General features: G+C 68.7%; 14 protein-coding genes and 1 pseudogene. 9 read left to right on the top strand and 6 right to left on the bottom strand.

What is annotated here, in order from left to right:
* Nucleotides 1-32 precede the first annotated feature (32 nt).
* A pseudogene (locus AC1EJR_RS04250) lies at nucleotides 33-244 on the top strand (hypothetical protein); the annotation flags it as partial.
* A gap of 39 nt (nucleotides 245-283) precedes the next feature.
* On the opposite strand, the gene AC1EJR_RS04245 reads toward AC1EJR_RS04250, so the two are convergent.
* The gene (locus AC1EJR_RS04245; protein ID WP_477146877.1) at nucleotides 284-2,602 is read right to left on the bottom strand and encodes a heavy metal translocating P-type ATPase; all 2,319 of its coding nucleotides are present in this window, start codon (nucleotides 2,600-2,602) and stop codon (nucleotides 284-286) included.
* Between the two features lie 136 nt (nucleotides 2,603-2,738).
* Between AC1EJR_RS04245 and czcI the strand changes: the two genes are divergently transcribed.
* The 4 genes from czcI (at nucleotide 2,739) to AC1EJR_RS04225 (ending at nucleotide 8,881) form a co-directional block, all read left to right on the top strand.
* A complete protein-coding gene (czcI, locus tag AC1EJR_RS04240) occupies nucleotides 2,739-3,104 on the top strand; it encodes a cation efflux protein, CzcI family (RefSeq protein ID WP_092299937.1) in 366 nt (121 codons plus the stop codon).
* Nucleotides 3,105-3,183: 79 nt separating this feature from the next.
* Complete coding sequence (locus tag AC1EJR_RS04235) at nucleotides 3,184-4,449, top strand: TolC family protein (protein ID WP_143093935.1); 1,266 nt, start codon at nucleotides 3,184-3,186, stop codon at nucleotides 4,447-4,449.
* Between the two features lie 19 nt (nucleotides 4,450-4,468).
* Nucleotides 4,469-5,692, top strand: a complete 1,224-nt coding sequence (locus tag AC1EJR_RS04230; protein WP_477113913.1) for an efflux RND transporter periplasmic adaptor subunit — start codon at nucleotides 4,469-4,471, stop codon at nucleotides 5,690-5,692.
* Between the two features lie 15 nt (nucleotides 5,693-5,707).
* Nucleotides 5,708-8,881: an efflux RND transporter permease subunit gene (locus AC1EJR_RS04225; protein ID WP_477110478.1), complete on the top strand. Its 3,174-nt coding sequence runs from the start codon at nucleotides 5,708-5,710 to the stop codon at nucleotides 8,879-8,881.
* Here AC1EJR_RS04225 and AC1EJR_RS04220 read toward each other — a convergent pair.
* From AC1EJR_RS04220 to AC1EJR_RS04210, 3 genes are read right to left on the bottom strand one after another with little or no spacing between them, the layout of a single operon-like run.
* Nucleotides 8,865-9,272 (bottom strand): VOC family protein, encoded by a 408-nt coding sequence (locus AC1EJR_RS04220; protein WP_441644359.1) that lies wholly within the window; start codon nucleotides 9,270-9,272, stop codon nucleotides 8,865-8,867. The two genes, AC1EJR_RS04225 and AC1EJR_RS04220, sit on opposite strands and share 17 nt — an antisense overlap.
* Before the next feature lie 49 nt (nucleotides 9,273-9,321).
* The gene (locus AC1EJR_RS04215; RefSeq protein WP_255370953.1) at nucleotides 9,322-10,773 is read right to left on the bottom strand and encodes a heavy metal sensor histidine kinase; all 1,452 of its coding nucleotides are present in this window, start codon (nucleotides 10,771-10,773) and stop codon (nucleotides 9,322-9,324) included.
* Nucleotides 10,774-10,800: 27 nt separating this feature from the next.
* Nucleotides 10,801-11,478, bottom strand: coding sequence for a heavy metal response regulator transcription factor (locus AC1EJR_RS04210; RefSeq protein ID WP_092299922.1), 678 nt, complete (start codon nucleotides 11,476-11,478; stop codon nucleotides 10,801-10,803).
* A gap of 201 nt (nucleotides 11,479-11,679) precedes the next feature.
* On the opposite strand from AC1EJR_RS04210, the gene AC1EJR_RS04205 reads away from it, so the two are divergent.
* Complete coding sequence (locus AC1EJR_RS04205) at nucleotides 11,680-12,039, top strand: hypothetical protein (protein ID WP_092299919.1); 360 nt, start codon at nucleotides 11,680-11,682, stop codon at nucleotides 12,037-12,039.
* Nucleotides 12,040-12,057: 18 nt separating this feature from the next.
* Here AC1EJR_RS04205 and AC1EJR_RS04200 read toward each other — a convergent pair whose 3' ends face one another.
* Nucleotides 12,058-12,363: an H-NS family nucleoid-associated regulatory protein gene (locus AC1EJR_RS04200; RefSeq protein ID WP_092299916.1), complete on the bottom strand. Its 306-nt coding sequence runs from the start codon at nucleotides 12,361-12,363 to the stop codon at nucleotides 12,058-12,060.
* 323 nt (nucleotides 12,364-12,686) lie between these two features.
* Here AC1EJR_RS04200 and AC1EJR_RS04195 point away from each other — a divergent pair, with 323 nt between their 5' ends.
* On the top strand, nucleotides 12,687-12,947 hold the full coding sequence (locus AC1EJR_RS04195) for a copper resistance protein CopQ (RefSeq protein WP_477113914.1): 261 nt from the start codon (nucleotides 12,687-12,689) through the stop codon (nucleotides 12,945-12,947).
* 30 nt (nucleotides 12,948-12,977) lie between these two features.
* Here the strand turns inward: AC1EJR_RS04195 and AC1EJR_RS04190 are convergent, their stop codons facing one another.
* Entirely contained in the window at nucleotides 12,978-15,041 is a 2,064-nt protein-coding gene (locus AC1EJR_RS04190) for a putative bifunctional diguanylate cyclase/phosphodiesterase (protein ID WP_092299910.1), read from the bottom strand.
* Between the two features lie 384 nt (nucleotides 15,042-15,425).
* Between AC1EJR_RS04190 and AC1EJR_RS04185 the strand changes: the two genes are divergently transcribed.
* Both AC1EJR_RS04185 and AC1EJR_RS04180 read left to right on the top strand, forming a co-directional pair.
* Nucleotides 15,426-15,608, top strand: coding sequence for a glycine zipper 2TM domain-containing protein (locus AC1EJR_RS04185; RefSeq protein WP_092299907.1), 183 nt, complete (start codon nucleotides 15,426-15,428; stop codon nucleotides 15,606-15,608).
* A 313-nt stretch (nucleotides 15,609-15,921) separates the two neighbouring features.
* Nucleotides 15,922-16,023, top strand: a 102-nt coding sequence (locus AC1EJR_RS04180; RefSeq protein WP_477106569.1) for a transposase, incomplete at its 3' end; no start/stop codon positions are given.

The raw sequence follows: 16,023 nt of genomic DNA, 5'->3' as shown, positions 1-16,023 counted from the left end.
GCATATCCTGCGGCGAATAAGTTGCGGATGCGGAGGTCGTCTCGGGCCCCATTGGCCGCCAGCGCGTGCATTTCGAGGCGCCGCCGGCCGATCAACTCGAAGACGAGTCCCACCTGTTCCTCAAATGGACCGTGCAGTCGACCACGCCCACCTGAACCTTGACGCGGTACTGGCCAAGGCGCGCTTCTGGCGTCACTGGGCGATGCTGCCGTTGAACGAGCGGCAAGTGAAGCTTCTCAACCGACCGGCGGGCGCAGTACCGGTTACGAACTGGAGGACAGGTTCACGAACGCACGCCCCGCGCCAGCCGAAGCCCGTTGAACACCACCAGCAGGCTGGCGCCCATGTCGGCGAACACGGCCATCCACATCGTGCCCAGGCCCATCACGGTCAGTACGAGGAAGACCGCCTTGATGCCCAGCGCCAGCGCGATGTTCTGCTTGAGGATGGCCGCCGTGCGCCGGGAAAGCTGCACGAAGGTGGGGATCTTGCGCAGGTCGTCGTCCATCAGCGCCACGTCGGCCGTCTCGATGGCGGTATCGGTGCCCGCCGCGCCCATGGCGAAGCCGATGTCGGCGCGCGCCAGCGCCGGGGCGTCGTTGATGCCGTCGCCCACCATGCCTACGCCGCCGCCGTGCGTGTGCGCCTGCCCGGCCAGCGCCGCGATGGCGTCTGCCTTGTCCTGCGGCAGCTGATTGCCGCGCACCTCGTCGATCCCCACCGCCGCGCCAATCGCCTGCACCGTGTGCGGGTTGTCGCCGGACAGCATCAGCGTCTTCACGCCTAGCGCGTGGAGTGCCTCGATAGCCTGCCGGCTGGTGTCGCGCACCGTATCCGCCACGCCGAACAGCGCCAGCGCGCGCGGGTTCGCCCCATCCGCGCCGGCGGACGCCAGCAGGACGAGCGTCTTGCCCTGCCGCTCGATCGCCTCCAGCCGGGCCTCCAGCGCCGGCGAGCACGCGCCGAGGTCGTGGATCAGGCGATGGTTGCCGAGGAAGTACGTCACACCCGCCACGCCGCCGCGCACGCCCTGCCCCGGCAACGCGGCAAAATCGTCCACGGCGCGCGGGGCGATGCCTTCCGCTTCGGCCGCCACAGCCACGGCCCGCGAGACCGGGTGGTCGGAGCGCGCGGCCAGGCTCGCCGCAATCGCGCGTGCCTGCGGCAGGTCATCCGCCAGCAGGCCGACATCGGTCTGCACCGGCTTGCCGTGCGTGAGCGTGCCGGTCTTGTCGAGTGCCAGCCACTTCAGGTGCCGGCCCTGTTCCAGATAGGCGCCACCCTTGATCAGGATGCCGCGCCGCGCGGCGGCGGCCAGCCCGCTGACGATGGTCACCGGCGTGGAGATCACCAGCGCGCACGGGCAGGCAATCACCAGCAGCACCAGCGCCTTGTAGATCCAGTCGGGCCAGGCGCCGCCCAGCAGCAGCGGCGGCACCACCGCCACGGCCACGGCCAGCGCGAACACCACCGGGGTGTAGATGCGCGCGAACTGATCGACAAAGCGCTGCGTGGGCGCGCGGCTGCCCTGCGCGGCCTCCACGGCGTGGATGATTCGGGCCAGCGTGGAATCGCTGGCCGGGGCCGTCACGGTGTATTCGAGTTCGCCGGACTGGTTGATCGAGCCGGCGTACAGCGGATCCCCCACGGCCTTGTCGACCGGCACGCTCTCGCCCGTGATCGGCGCCTGATCCAGCGCGGACTGGCCGCGCAGCACGCGGCCATCGATCGCCACGCGCTCGCCGGGGCGCAGGCGCACCACGGCGCCCACGGGCACGTCGCGCGCCATCACGGCCAGCCAGGTGCCGTCCGGCTGCTGCACGGTGGCCTGCTCGGGCGCCATCGCCATCAGCCCGCGCACGGCGTTGCGCGCGCGGTCCAGCGAGGCGGCCTCGATGCGCTCCGCCAGCGCGAAGAGGACCATCACCATCGCCGCCTCGGGCCACTGGCCGATCAGCATGGCGCCGGTGACGGCGATGCTCATCAGCGCATTGATATTGAGGTTGCCGTGGCGGATGGCGATCCAGCCCTTGCGGTAGACGCCCAGACCCGACACCAGCACGGCGGCCAGCGCCAGCACGGCGGGCGCATACGGCAGGCCCCATTCGAACCAATGCGCCACCTCGGCGCCCAGCGCCGCCACGCCGGCCAGCGCCAGCGGCCACCAGGGCTTGGGCGCTTCGGGGGCGGCGACCGGCGCATCAGCCTGGGTGTCGGCATTCAGCGGCTGGGCATGCATGCCGAGCGTGGCAATCGCCTTGACCACGCCCTCAGTCGAATCCAGCGTGTGGTGGACGGTCAGCACGCGCTGCATCAGATTGAAGTCGAGCGCAGCCACGCCGGCCATGCCGCCAAGCTTGTTGCGGATCAGCGTTTCCTCGGTCGGGCAATCCATGGCCTCGATGCGGTAGGCGGCCGAGCGCGTACCGGCCGGGGCCGCCTTCGGCTTACGGATGGGCGTCGGCATCGACACCGTTGCCGTACCGCAACCGCCGCCACAGCAGGCGTGCTCGGCGGCAGGGGCATGGGCATGATCGTGGGCATGATCGTGGTCGTGCGCATGTGCATGAGGCATCACGTGATCGTCGGTATGGCGAGCCATGGCGGTGAGCGTTGGTCTGATATGGATGTCATTGAAGACCCTGTAGTCGCTACAAGGTCAACCCTTCGGGGCGAAGCCCCACAGATGACACGGTTGTCACGTGCGCCCGCGCGGCAGCCCCGTATAATCGGCCGCCATGCGTCGCCTGCTCCTCGTCTTTCTCGCCATCCTGCTGCCGATCCAGTTCGCCTGGGCCGGTGCTGCGGCGTATTGCGCCCATGAGGAGCGCACGCCGGCGAACGGCGCCAGTTGGCACATCGGGCATCACAGCCATGTGCATCCTGGCGCCGATGCCCATCAGGACGCCGCCAAGCCGGCCCCGAAACTGCCCGACGCCGACTGCGCCGCCTGCCACTTCCCCGGCTCGCACGGGGTGATTGCGCAGGCCATCCTGCCCGGCAGCTACCATTTCGTCACCGTGCGCTACCTGCCGCGTGTTGCGGGCTTCGGCTCGATCCCCGCGCGCGCCCCAGACCGGCCCCAGTGGTCCCGTCCCGCCTGAGCGGCGAGACGCGGACAATCCCCCTTCCCTGACTGCCTGACGTCTCGCCGGTTTTCCCTGTTTGCAACGGTGAAATTCGATGAGAAACCTTGTATTGCCCTGGGCAATGGCCGCCGCTTTGGCGTGGTGCGGCCTCCTGCCCCATGCCGCCGCGCAGCTTGCCTTGCCACCTGTGTCACCGCCTGCCGGCCAGGAGCCACCCGGCCCGCTGACGCTGGAAACCGCGCTGGCGCTGGCCATCGCGCAGAACCCCACGCTCTCCGCCTCGCGCCACGAGCTTGACGCCACCGAAGGCGGCATCACCCAGGCGCGCGTGATACCGAACCCCGAAGTGGCCGTGCTGATGGAAGACACGCGCCAGTCCACCCGCACCACCACGGCGCAGATGAACCTGCCGGTGGAGCTGGGCGGCAAGCGCGCCGCGCGGATCGGCGTGGCCCAGCGCACCCGTGAACTGGCGCAAGCGCAGCTGGAAGCTACGCAAGCCGACCTCCGCGCCAGCGTCATCGGCGCCTTTTTCAACGTACTGGTGGCCCAGGAGCGCGTGCGGCTGGCAGCGGGTGCCGTCGACATCGCCAGGCGCGGCGCCAACGTGGCCGCGCGCCGCGTGGCGGCCGGCAAGGTCTCGCCGGTGGAAGAAACCAAGGCCGGCGTGGAGTTGGCCAATGCCGAACTCGAGCGCGCCGAGGCCGATGCGGCGCTTGTCGCCGCGCGGCAGGCGCTGGCCACGCTGTGGGGCAACCCGTCGCCCCAGTTCGCCGAAGCGGACGGCAGCCTCGATACGCTGCCCGCGCGCCCGGACGCCCTCGTCCTGCGCGAAGCGCTCGACGCCGCCCCCGCCACCGTGGCCAGCCAGCGCGAACTGGCGCGCCGGCAGGCCGAGATCAACGTGGAGCGCAGCCGCCAGTATCCCGATGTGACGCTGAGCCTTGGCGCCAAGCGCGAAAACGCGTCCGACCGTGGCTACTACCCGGTGCTCGGCGTGGCGATTCCGCTGCCGCTGTTCGATCGCAACCAGGGCAACCTCTACACCGCGATCCGGCAGGCCGACAAGGCGGCGGACACCTATCGCGCCACGCGGCTCCGGCTGGACCACGACCTCCAACAGGCCACCAGCCAACTCGCCGTCTCGCGCGGCTCAGCGCAGACGCTACGCGACACCGTGCTCCCTGCCGCCCAGCGCGCCTATCAGGCCGCCACGCAGGGCTTCGAGGCCGGCAAGTTCAGCTATCTCGAAGTACTGGACGCCCAGCGCACGCTGTTCCAGGCGCGCATCCGCTATCTCGGCGTGGTGGCCAATGCCTGGCAGGCCGCCACCACGATCGACCGCATTCTCGGCCGCTGACGCGCCGCAAGGATTTCCCATGACCCTCACACGAAAACAAGGCATGGCCATCGCGGCCATCGTCATCGGCGGCCTGATCGCCGCGCTGGCGCTGCTGCTGGTGGGCCGCGAGAGCGGTTCGCATGACGACCACGGCCACGGCAGCCACAGCGATCACGGCGATCACGGCAATCAGGCACCCGCCGCCTCGGCGCCTCAGGCCCCAGCCGCCGCCCCCGGCCTGATCGCCATGACGCCTGAGCAGATCGCCAACGCCAACCTCGTGCTACGTACCGCCGGCCCGGGCCGCATCCGCAGCACGGTGCAGTTCCCGGGCGAAATCCGCTTCAATGAGGATCGCACCGCGCACGTGGTGCCGCGCGTGGCGGGCGTGGCGGAGGCGGTCGCGGCCAACCTCGGCCAGCGGGTGAAGAAGGGCGACTTGCTGGCGGCTTTCGCCAGCTCGCAGTTGTCCGAACTGCGCAGTGAATGGCTGGCCGGCCAGCGCCGGCTGGAGTTGGCGCGCAGCACCTTCGCGCGCGAGAAGCGGCTCTGGGAAGACAAAGTCTCCGCCGAGCAGGACTACCTCGCCGCCCGCACGGCCTTGCAGGAAGCCGAAATCGCCGTGCGCAACGCCACGCAGAAGCTGACCGCCATCGGCGCGAAGCCTTCGGCGGACGGCATCAACCGCTTCGAACTGCGCGCGCCGTTCGACGGCATCGTGGTCGAGAAACACCTGTCGCTGGGCGAAGCCGTGGGCGCCGACACCGCCGTCTTCACCCTCTCCGACCTGACCACGGTCTGGGCCGAATTTGTGATCGCGCCGAAGGATCTCGGCCACGTGCGGCTCGGGGAGGCGGTACGCGTCACTTCCACCGCGTTCGACGGCACCGCCGACGGCAAGGTCTCCTACGTGGGCGCCCTGCTCGGCCAGCAGACCCGCACGGCCACCGCCCGTGTGACGCTGGCCAATCCCGAGATGGCCTGGCGCCCCGGGCTGTTCGTCACGGTCAGCGTCAATACGGGCGAAGTGGACGCCCCCGTGGTGATCGAAGCCGAAGCCCTGCAGACCGACGATGGCCACACGCAGGTCTTCGTGGCGGTGCCCGGCGGCTTCGCGGCGCGCACGGTCAAGACCGGCCGCACGGACGGCCAGCGCATCGAGGTCACGGACGGCCTGCCCGCCGGCACGCGCTACGTGGCGGCCAACAGCTTCGTGCTGAAGGCCGAACAGGGCAAGGCTGGCGCCGAGCACGCCCACTGAGCGGAGCGACCACACATGTTCGAACGCATTCTCCGCTTCGCCATCGCCCAGCGCTGGCTGGTCATGCTGGCCGTGCTGGTCATGGCCGCGCTGGGCTTCTACAACTACGGCCGGCTGCCGATCGACGCCGTGCCGGACATCACCAACGTCCAGGTCCAGATCAACACGGCGGCGCCGGGCTACTCGCCGCTCGAATCCGAGCAGCGCATCACTTATCCGATCGAAACGGTCATGGCCGGCCTGCCGGGGCTGGTGCAGACGCGCTCGCTGTCACGCTACGGGCTGTCGCAGGTCACGGTGATCTTCCGGGACGGCACCGATATCCACTTCGCGCGGCAACTGGTCAGCCAGCGCATCCAGGACGCCCGCGCGCAGCTGCCAGCCGGCGTGGCGCCGCAGATGGGGCCAATCTCGACCGGCCTCGGCGAGATCTACCTGTGGACCGTGGAGGCCGAGCCCGACGCGCGCAAGCCGGACGGCACGCCCTACACCGCCACGGACCTGCGCGAGATCCAGGACTGGCTCATCAAGCCGCAGCTGCGCACCGTGCCGGGCGTGACCGAGATCAACACGATCGGCGGCTTCGCCAAGGAATACCTCGTGGCGCCGAACCCCGAGAAGCTGGCGGCCTACGGCATGTCCCTCCAGCACGTGGTGCAGGCGCTGGAGCGCAACAACGGCAACGTCGGCGCCGGCTATATCGAGCGGCGCGGCGAGCAGTACCTGGTGCGGGCGCCGGGGCAGGTGAAGTCGATCGACGACATCCGCGACGTGATCGTCGGCACCGCCCAGGGCCAGCCGATCCGCATCCGGGATCTGGCCGATGTGGGGCTGGGCCGGGAGTTGCGCACCGGCGCGGCCACCGACAACGGGCGGGAGGTAGTGCTCGGCACGGTCTTCATGCTGATTGGCGAGAACAGCCGCGCCGTGTCGCGCGCGGTGGATGCGCGCATGGTGGCGATCAACAAGTCGCTGCCGGCCGGCGTGCGGGCGGTGACGGTCTACGACCGCACCGTGCTGGTCGACAAGGCCATCGCCACGGTCAAGAAGAACCTGCTGGAAGGCGCCGCGCTGGTGGTGGCGGTGTTGTTCCTGTTCCTCGGCAACCTGCGCGCGGCGCTGATCACGGCGATGGTGATCCCGCTGTCGATGCTGTTCACGTTCACCGGCATGGTGGCGGCCGGCATCAGCGCCAACCTGATGAGCCTGGGCGCGCTGGACTTCGGCATCATCGTCGATGGCGCGGTGGTCATCGTCGAGAACTGCGTGCGGCGGCTGGCCCATGCGCGGCAGGCCGCCGGACGGCCGCTGACGCGTGCCGAGCGCTTCGAGGAGGTGTTCGCGGCGGCGCGGGAGGCGCGGCGGCCGCTGGTCTTCGGCCAGCTCATCATCATGATCGTCTACGTGCCGATCCTGGCGCTGACGGGCGTCGAGGGGAAGATGTTCCACCCGATGGCGAACACCGTGGTGCTGGCGCTGCTGGGTGCGCTGATCCTCTCGGTGACCTTCGTGCCGGCCGCCGTGGCGCTGTGCATTGGCGACCGCGTGGCGGAGAAGGAGAACCGCGTGATGGGCTGGGCGCGCCGCTGGTACGCGCCGGCGCTGTCGCGCGCGCTGGCCAATACGCCGGTGGTGCTGACCGGCGCCGTGGTGGCCGTGCTGCTGAGCGGGCTGGTGGCCACGCGGCTCGGCAGCGAGTTCATCCCCAACCTGAATGAGGGCGACTTCGCCGTGCAGGCGCTGCGCATTCCAGGCACCAGCCTGACCCAGTCGGTGGCGATGCAGCAGCAGATCGAAACCCGGCTCAAGGCGAAGTTTCCCGAGGTGGAGCGCGTGTTCGCGCGCACGGGCACGGCAGAGATCGCGGCGGACCCGATGCCGCCCAACATCTCGGACGGCTACATCATGCTCAAGCCGCGCGACCAGTGGCCCGATCCATCCCGCTCGTACGACGCGCTGCGCACGGCCATGTCAGCCGAACTGGAGCAGCTGCCCGGCAACCGCTACGAGTTCTCGCAGCCGATCCAGCTCCGCTTCAACGAGTTGATCTCTGGCGTGCGCAGCGACGTGGCGGTGAAGCTCTATGGCGACGACAACGCCGTGCTGGCCGCCACCGCCCAGCGCATCGCCGAGGTGCTGCAACGCGTGCCCGGCGCCGCCGAGGTCAAGGTGGAGCAGACCTCCGGGCTGCCGGTGCTCACGGTAGACATCGACCGCGCGCGCGCCGCGCGCTACGGCCTGAACATGGCCGATGTGCAGGAAACCGTGGCAATTGCCGTGGGCGGGCGGGAGGCCGGCCTGTTCTACCAGGGCGACCGCCGCTTCAATATCGGCGTGCGGCTGCCGGAAGGGATTCGTGCCGACGTGGAGGCGCTGCGGCGCCTGCCGATTCCGCTGCCGGCCGCGGAAACCAAGGGCGCCGAGGCGCGCACGAGCTACATCCCGCTGGGCGAGATCGCCACGCTGGAGATTGCGCCGGGGCCGAACCAGGTATCGCGCGAGAACGGCAAGCGGCGCATCGTGGTCAGCGCCAACGTGCGCGGGCGCGATGTCGGCAGCTTCGTGCCGGAGGCGATGAGCGCCGTCGAGCGTGGGGTGACGGTGCCGGCCGGCTACTGGATTGCCTGGGGCGGCACGTTCGAGCAGCTGCAATCGGCCACGCAACGGCTCGCCATCGTGGTACCGCTGGCGTTGCTGCTGGTCTTCGGGTTGCTGTTCGCCATGTTCGGCAATCTGCGCGACGGCCTGCTGGTCTTCACCGGCATTCCGTTCGCGCTGACGGGCGGCGTGCTGGCGCTCTGGCTGCGTGGCATGCCGCTGTCGATCTCGGCGGCGGTGGGGTTTATCGCGCTGTCTGGCGTGGCGGTGCTGAACGGGCTGGTGATGCTGTCGTTCATCCGCACCCTGCGGGACGGCGGCCAGCCACTGGACGCGGCGGTCACCACCGGCGCCCTGACCCGCCTGCGGCCGGTGCTGATGACGGCGCTGGTGGCGTCGCTGGGCTTCGTGCCGATGGCCATCGCCACCGGCACGGGCGCCGAGGTACAGCGCCCGGTGGCCACGGTGGTGATCGGCGGCATCCTGTCATCGACGGCGCTGACGCTGCTTGTCCTCCCGGTGCTGTACCGGTGGGCGCATCGGCGCGGGGGATTGGGCGCCGCCGGGCCTGCTCTTAGTGCTCGCAGTTGACCATCCAGCTCATGCCGAACTTGTCGACGAGCATGCCGAATCCTTCGGCCCAGAATGTCTTCTGGTACGGCATGAGCACCTTTCCGCCTTCGGCCAGCGCCTCGAAGATGCGCTTGCCCTCCGCGTTGGGCACGTAGCCGACGGACAGCATAAAGCCCGAGAAGGGATACGGCTGGCCTTCCCTGCCGTCCGAGGCCATGATCTGGCTGTCGCCGATCTGGATGTTGGCGTGCATCACCTTGTCCCCCCAGGCCGGCGAGGCAGGCGCCTCTCCGGGCGGCGCTTCCTTGTAGCGCATCAGGAACGTCACCTTGGCGTCGAGCACCTTGCCGTAGAACGCCATCGCCTCGTCGAAACGGCCACCAAAATCGAGATACGGTTGTACCTGCATATCGGTCTCCTTTACGTCACGTGGGTTGCCCAGATCCGGGCGCCGTCAATTATGCGCCGGCCTTGCTGCCGGTCAACGCGTCCGGAAAGTCGATCTCGAACTCGGTCTGTACCGCATCGCTGCGCACGGTGACGCTGCCGCCATGCAGCCGCATGATGGTATCGACGATGGCCAGCCCCAGCCCCGTGGAGGTGGCCGAATTGCGGCGCGACGGGTCGGCGCGGTAGAAGCGCCCGAACAGGTGCGGCAACGACTCCGGCGCGATGGCCGGGCCGTCGTTGGCCACGCGGATGTCGGTAAAGCCCGGCCGACCGCGCCCCACCGCCACGCGCACGGTGCTGCCGGCCGGCGCGTGGCGCAGGGCGTTGTCGAGCAGGTTGATGATGGCGCGCCGCAGCAGCGTGCGGTCGGCCGTGACCGTGGCGACGCCCGACACGGCCAGCGTGACGTCGCGGTCGGCGGCCACGGCCTCGAAGTACTCGGCGACCTTGTCCAGTTCTGCGCGGGCGTCGAGTTCGCATGCCCCCAACGCCACCTGCGCGTTGTCCGCGCGGGCCAGGAACAGCATGTTCTCGATCATCCGCGCCAGCCGCTCGTATTCCTCGAGGTTCGATTCGAGCAGCGATTCGTACTCGGCGGCGCTGCGGCGTTGGGCCAGCGTGACCTGCGTCTGTCCCACGAGGTTGCTGATCGGCGTGCGGAAGTCGTGGGCCAGATCGGCCGAGAATGCCGAGAGCCGCGTGAAGCTGTCCTGCAGCCGCGCCAGCATGCCGTTGAGGGCGCCGGCCAGTTCGCGCAGCTCCTCGGGCGCGCCGCCCACGTCCAGCCGCGTAGCCAGCCGGCTGGTGGTCACCGCCGCCGCGTCGCCGGCCATGCGGCGCAGCGGCCTTAGGCCCCGGCGCGCCAGCAGGTAGCCCAGCGCCGCCGCCACCAGCGCGCCGCACAGCACCGCGCCCAGTAGCTGGCTGCGGTATTCGCTCATCAGCGCCACGCGGTAACCGGCATCGCTGAGCACGATGATCTCCACGGCGCGGTCGGTATTGCCCAGCACGCCCAGCGCCGCCATGCCGCGCGACGGCACGCCGTTGCGCGGATACCAGGTCTGGAGCATGCCCTTGTCCGGCGCGGCGTTAGCCGGCAGCACGCGCAGCGGCGGCACCGACTCGTTGCGCGGATTCAGCGTGATCAGCGGCTCGCCCTGCCGCGTGCGCACCACGAGGATCAGGCCCTCATGGCCCATGGCGATATCGGCAAAGCGGTGGGTGTCGGCACGGATATCGGCTTCGTCGCCCACCTCGCGCAGCAAGTGGCGCACGAGCAGGATCTCGCCAACCAGTTCGCTCTCGTCGCGCGCCTGGAGCTGGCTGTCGAGCGCGCTGGAGAGGTAGGCGGCCACGCCGACCAGGATCAGCGCCGTGGTCAGGCCATAGGCCAGCGCCAGCCGCGTGGTCAGGGACGCCGTGAGGGAAACCGGGAGCGCGCCGGAGAGGCGGCCCAGCATTCGTCGCCAGCGACGCGCCATCGCCGCTCAGCCCTCGTCCGATTCGTCGAGCACGTAGCCCATGCCGCGACGCGTGTGGATCAGCTTGCGCGGGAACGGATCGTCCACCTTGGCGCGCAGCCGGCGGATGGACACATCCACCACATTGGTATTGCTGTCGAAGTTCATGTCCCAGACCTGGGAGGCGATCAGCGAGCGCGAGAGCACCTCGCCCCGGCGCCGCGCCAGCAGTTGCAGCAGCGCGAATTCCTTCGATGTGAGATCGATCTTCTGCCCGGCACGCGAGACGCGGCGCCGGATCGCATCGATCTGGAGATCGGCCACTTCCATGAACTCGCTCTCGCGCAGCGGCCCGCGCCGCAGGATGGTGCGGATGCGCGCCACCAGTTCCGCGAAGGCGAACGGCTTGACCATGTAGTCGTCGGCGCCCAGTTCCAGGCCCTTGAGGCGGTCGGACAATTCGTCGCGAGCGGTCAGGCAGAGCACTGGGGTGTCCTTGTCGCGGCGCAGTTCGCGCAGCACCTGCCAGCCGTCCATGCCGGGCAGCATCACGTCGAGGACGATCAGGTCGTAGTGCTGCTCGCGTGCGTGGCCCAGGCCGTCCACGCCGTCGCGGGCGAGATCGGCCACGAAACCTGATTCCGTGAGGCCCTTGAGCAGGTAGTCGCCGGCCTTGGGTTCGTCTTCAACAATCAGGATGCGCATGGGAATTCACTGACAACAGCCATGGGTTGCGGGGGGAATCCACGACACTAGCCGAGGTTGGTACGCAATGGGCGAAGATTGCAGGAATGTCATCTTGGCGCCAGCGTTCTGACGGGTGGAATCCCAGTACAATGCGGGCTGCCATGATGAAAGGACGCCACCTGTGCGTCCCGTCTGGCGCGCCGCCCCCAAGATCCCGCAATGAAACGCCTGCCTGCCCTCTCCCTGCTGTGCCTTGCCCTGTCCACCCTGCCCGTTTCCGGCGCCAGCGCGGCGGTCGTGGACTCCAGCGTAGCGGAAGTGGCCGGTTTGTCGATGTCGGAACGGCATGTGGCCATCAAGGCCGAGGCCGAAGCCGCCATCGCCAACACGGAAGCGGCCCAGTGCACCGAGGCGACCAGCGCGGCCAACCTGCCGGCGCCCCTGCCCGTGCTCGCGGAACTGCCGCGTGTGGCGCTTGAGCATCATCGACACTCCATGCCGATGGCCTCGCCGGCGGCGTTCGCGACCTCAGCGGCCTACGTCCCGCTGCCGGTCGAGCGCCCGGCCCCCCACTGCTGAACCCTGCCCGCGTGGCGCTCAGTCCACGCGATAAAAATCGATCGACTGCCCCGCGTTGACTGCGCGCTGGAGCCAGTCGGGATATTCGCCGGTACCGTCCCACGTCTGCCCCATCGCATTGCGGTAGAGCACCCGTACGCGCGCAACTTCGGGTTGGGCGGCGATGGTGGGGGGTACGTCGGTTTCCACGGTGACGGCGTCGCCGTCTTCGCTATCGGCAAAGCAACCTGCTTCGACCAGATCGTCGAACGTCAGGCCATGGCGATCCATTTGCTCGCGGATCCACGCTACCGCGGCTAGTTTGGCTGCATCAGACTCGGACATGACTATCGTGCGGCGCCCGCCGCAAGATGGGCGGGCTGGTGAAAGACCTTTTTGGGGGAATGGCCCTGAACGGCTGGGCCAGTACGGATTCTACAGGGTGTTTGCTCCGCCCCCGCCGCATTTCGTGCGGCGGCACATCGTCACACCGCTGGAATTGCTGCATGACAGCATTGTCATGGATGGGTCATCTTGGCGTCGGGGGCCCGCTTCTAGACTGCCTGCCATGGTCGCCATCAGCCCGGTGCGCGTCGTCAAGAACGGCGCCACGCAGCGCGGCCCAACGCAGTTTCCCGCCTCCCTGGGACACGCAACGGAGTCTCACTATGCCTTCTATCCGACAAACCATCCGACAAACCATCGCCTACGCTGCGCTGGCCGCCACACTGGCCGCCACACTGGCCGGCACCGCCGGTCTCGCCAACGCCGCGCCGCGGTCGACCGACCCGTTCACCGACGGGGCCCGTGTGGGTGCGCGCGATGTCTATTCCGACGGCGCCCGCGCCGTGCACGACACCCGCAGCCCGTTCGTGGACGGTGCGTTCAGCGCTACCGGCCCGCGTGACGCGTTCGACAGCGGCGCCTGATCGACACCCCTCCCTCGCGCGCAGGCGGCTTCAGCCCGCCTGCTCCACGCCGGGAAATTGCGACGCGGGCATCGGGCGGCCCAACAGGTAGCCTTGCAGCGCGTCGCAGCCCAGATCGGCAAGGAAGGTCCGCTGCGCGGCCGTTTCCACACCTTCCGCCACCACCTGCAGTTTCAGCGTGCGGCCCAGCGCCACGATGGCGGACACGATGGCCGCATCCTCCGTATCCTCCGCAAGATCCCGCACGAAGCCACGATCGATCTTCAGCTCGCTGGCCGGAATCCGCTTCAGGTGCAGCAGGCTCGAATACCCCGTACCGAAATCATCGATGGCGATGCGCACGCCCATGTCGTCCAGTTGCGTGAGGATGGCCAGGCTGGCCTCCACGTCGCGCATGGCCGTGGACTCCGTGATCTCCAGCGTCAGGCTGGCCGGCGGCACGCCGTGGCACGCCAGCGCCTCCCCTACCGACTCGACCATGCCGGCATGGCAGAACTGCAGCGCCGACAGGTTGACCGCCATCGACCAGCTCGTATGGCCCAGCGCGTGCCACTCGGCCAGTTGGCGGCACGCCTCGTCGAGCACCCAGGCGCCAATCGGCACGATCGCGCCGGTCTTCTCCGCCAGCGTGATGAACTGGTCCGGCATCAGCATGCCGTGCGCGGGATGGTTCCAGCGCAGCAGCGCCTCCGCGCCGACCAGCTCGCCGCCCGCCGCCGCGAACTTGGGCTGGTAGTGCAGCTGTAGCTGCCCGTGCTTGAGCGCGCCGCGCAGATCCTGGATCAGCGCCTGCTGGGTGCGCGCCTGGTGATTCATCGAGCGTTCGAAGAAGCAGTACGCGTTGCGGCCGGCGGCCTTGGCGTGATACATCGCCGCGTCCGCGTTGGACATCAGCGCGTCCTGGTCCTGCCCATCCGCCGGATGCAGGGCGATGCCGATGCTGCCCGAGACATGCAGCGCATGGCCGGCCACCTGCACGGTCTCGCGCAGCGCTTCCAGCAGCCCTTCGGCGATCACGCCGGCGTCCTCGGGTTCGTCGATGCGCACCAGCAACACGAATTCGTCGCCGCCCACACGCGAGATGGTGTCATCGGCGCGCACCGCCGAGCGCAGCCGCCGGGCGATTTCCACCAGCAGGCCGTCCCCCACGTGATGGCCGTAGGTATCGTTGACGCCCTTGAATCCGTCGAGATCGACGAACAGCACGGCAAAGCGCGCATGCTGGCTGGCGCCGGCCTGGATGGCCTGCGCGAAGCGGTCGTCCAGCAGCGCGCGGTTCGGCAGATGGGTGAGCTTGTCGTGCAGGGCGAGGAATTCGAGTTCCTTATTCGCCACGCCGAGCGCCTGTGCCAGCATGGCGGTGCGCATTTCCAGCCGCATGTCGAGGACCGACGTAATCAGCGCCACCGCCAGCACGCAGACCGTGACGACGAGGATGGGCAGCGCCAGCGAGCCGCTGTCCACGCCGTCCCGGGCCGCGCCGCACACGCTGCCGAGCGGAAACTGGGCCGCTGCCATGCCCGTGTAGTGCATGGCGGCGATGGCCCCGCCCATCACCACGGCGGCGCCGAGGCGCAACTGGTGGATGCGCGGCATGTTCCGGCGCAGCCGGAAGGCAATCCACAACGCCACGCCCGACGCCACCACCGCGATCCCAATCGACAGCACGAACAGCCACGGCACGTACTGGATGCCCGGCTGCATGCGCAGCGCGGCCATGCCGGTGTAGTGCATGCTGGCCACGGCGGCGCCGAGCACCAGCGCGCCCATCACCAGCCGGCGGCGAGGCAGGTGTTCCTGGCAGACCAGTTTCAGCGCGAAGGCCGAGGCGACGATGGCAATCAACAGCGAGCCCACCGTGATGGCGGGGTCGTAGCCCAGTGGAATCGGCAGCCGGAAGGCCAGCATGCCGACGAAATGCATCGACCAGATGCCCAGCCCCATGGCAACCGCGCCGCCGGCCAGCCACATATGGGCATAGCGTCCGCGCGCAGTGGCGATACGGCCGGCCAGGTCCAGCGCGGTATAGGACGCGAGGATGGCCACCAACAGGGAAAACAAGACGAGAAGCGCGTCGTAGCTCGGGGAAATCATGGTGGCGCGTGACGAAGCAGTGGCTTGGAGAGCCGGAATTCTGAGGGGTGGCGCCGCGCGAGCGTGCAATTCCCGTTATCAGTAAGGTTATCGGCGGATGGAGGCCAGACTTTAGCGGGATTGCGCTAGGCCCGCCTCCCCCGTTTTCCCTGCTTGCGCGCTGATATCCGACCTGTACCCGGCTTGCGCCCAGCTTGCCGAGGGCTTGACACGAGGCCGACCCGGCCCGCCCGCCGTCCGACAATTCCTACATCCCAATCGGCGCGCGCCGGAATGGCTGCGCCCAGCGCCCCGCCTATTCTTGAGTCGTGGCGGAAGCGCCGCATCGCAAATCTGCAAGACCTAGGCAATGCGACGCGGCCCGCGGAATGCAGGAGAGCAACCATGTGGAAACGACTGGCTGGCGCGCTCGCGGTGGGCGCATGCTGTTGGGCCTTCTCGGGCTGCACGGCAACCGGCGCCGTCGCGGGCGGCGTCGTTGGACACGAAGCGACCAACGGCAGCGCGCTAGGCACCGTGGGTGGTGCCGTGGTGGGTGGCGTGATTGGCCACGAGCTTGGCAAGTAACGCTGCAAGTAACGGATTGATGAAGTAACGTTTTCCGCGGTCTGGATGGCGGGCAGGGTCGTCCAGGCTAGCGCGGCATATGCTTGAAGATGGGAAGGATATGCCGCCGCGCGCCGCGCCATGAGCATCGGCTGTTGTGTTTTTCAACGATGAGCGGACGTTTTCATCGCTGAAAGGCATCGCGGCACACAACGATGTCAGATCTCCCCGATCGTCATGGCGCGGCCGTGGGAAACCCTGCAATGAGAAAGCCCCGGCGCGTGTGCACTGAACTGCACCCCAAAAGTTGGACACCAACTTTTGGGGTGTTTTCATGTATCGGTACTCGGAGCAGTTCAGGCTGACAGTTATCCAGAGCTACCTGGACGGTCAGGCAGGCTATGGTGAGATCGCCAAACGCCATGAAATAGACAGC

This window comes from Cupriavidus sp. 05T42 (genome assembly GCF_056396345.1).
The sequence above is the reverse complement of the archived record's forward strand: the minus strand, read 5'-3'. Positions and strand labels throughout refer to the sequence as shown.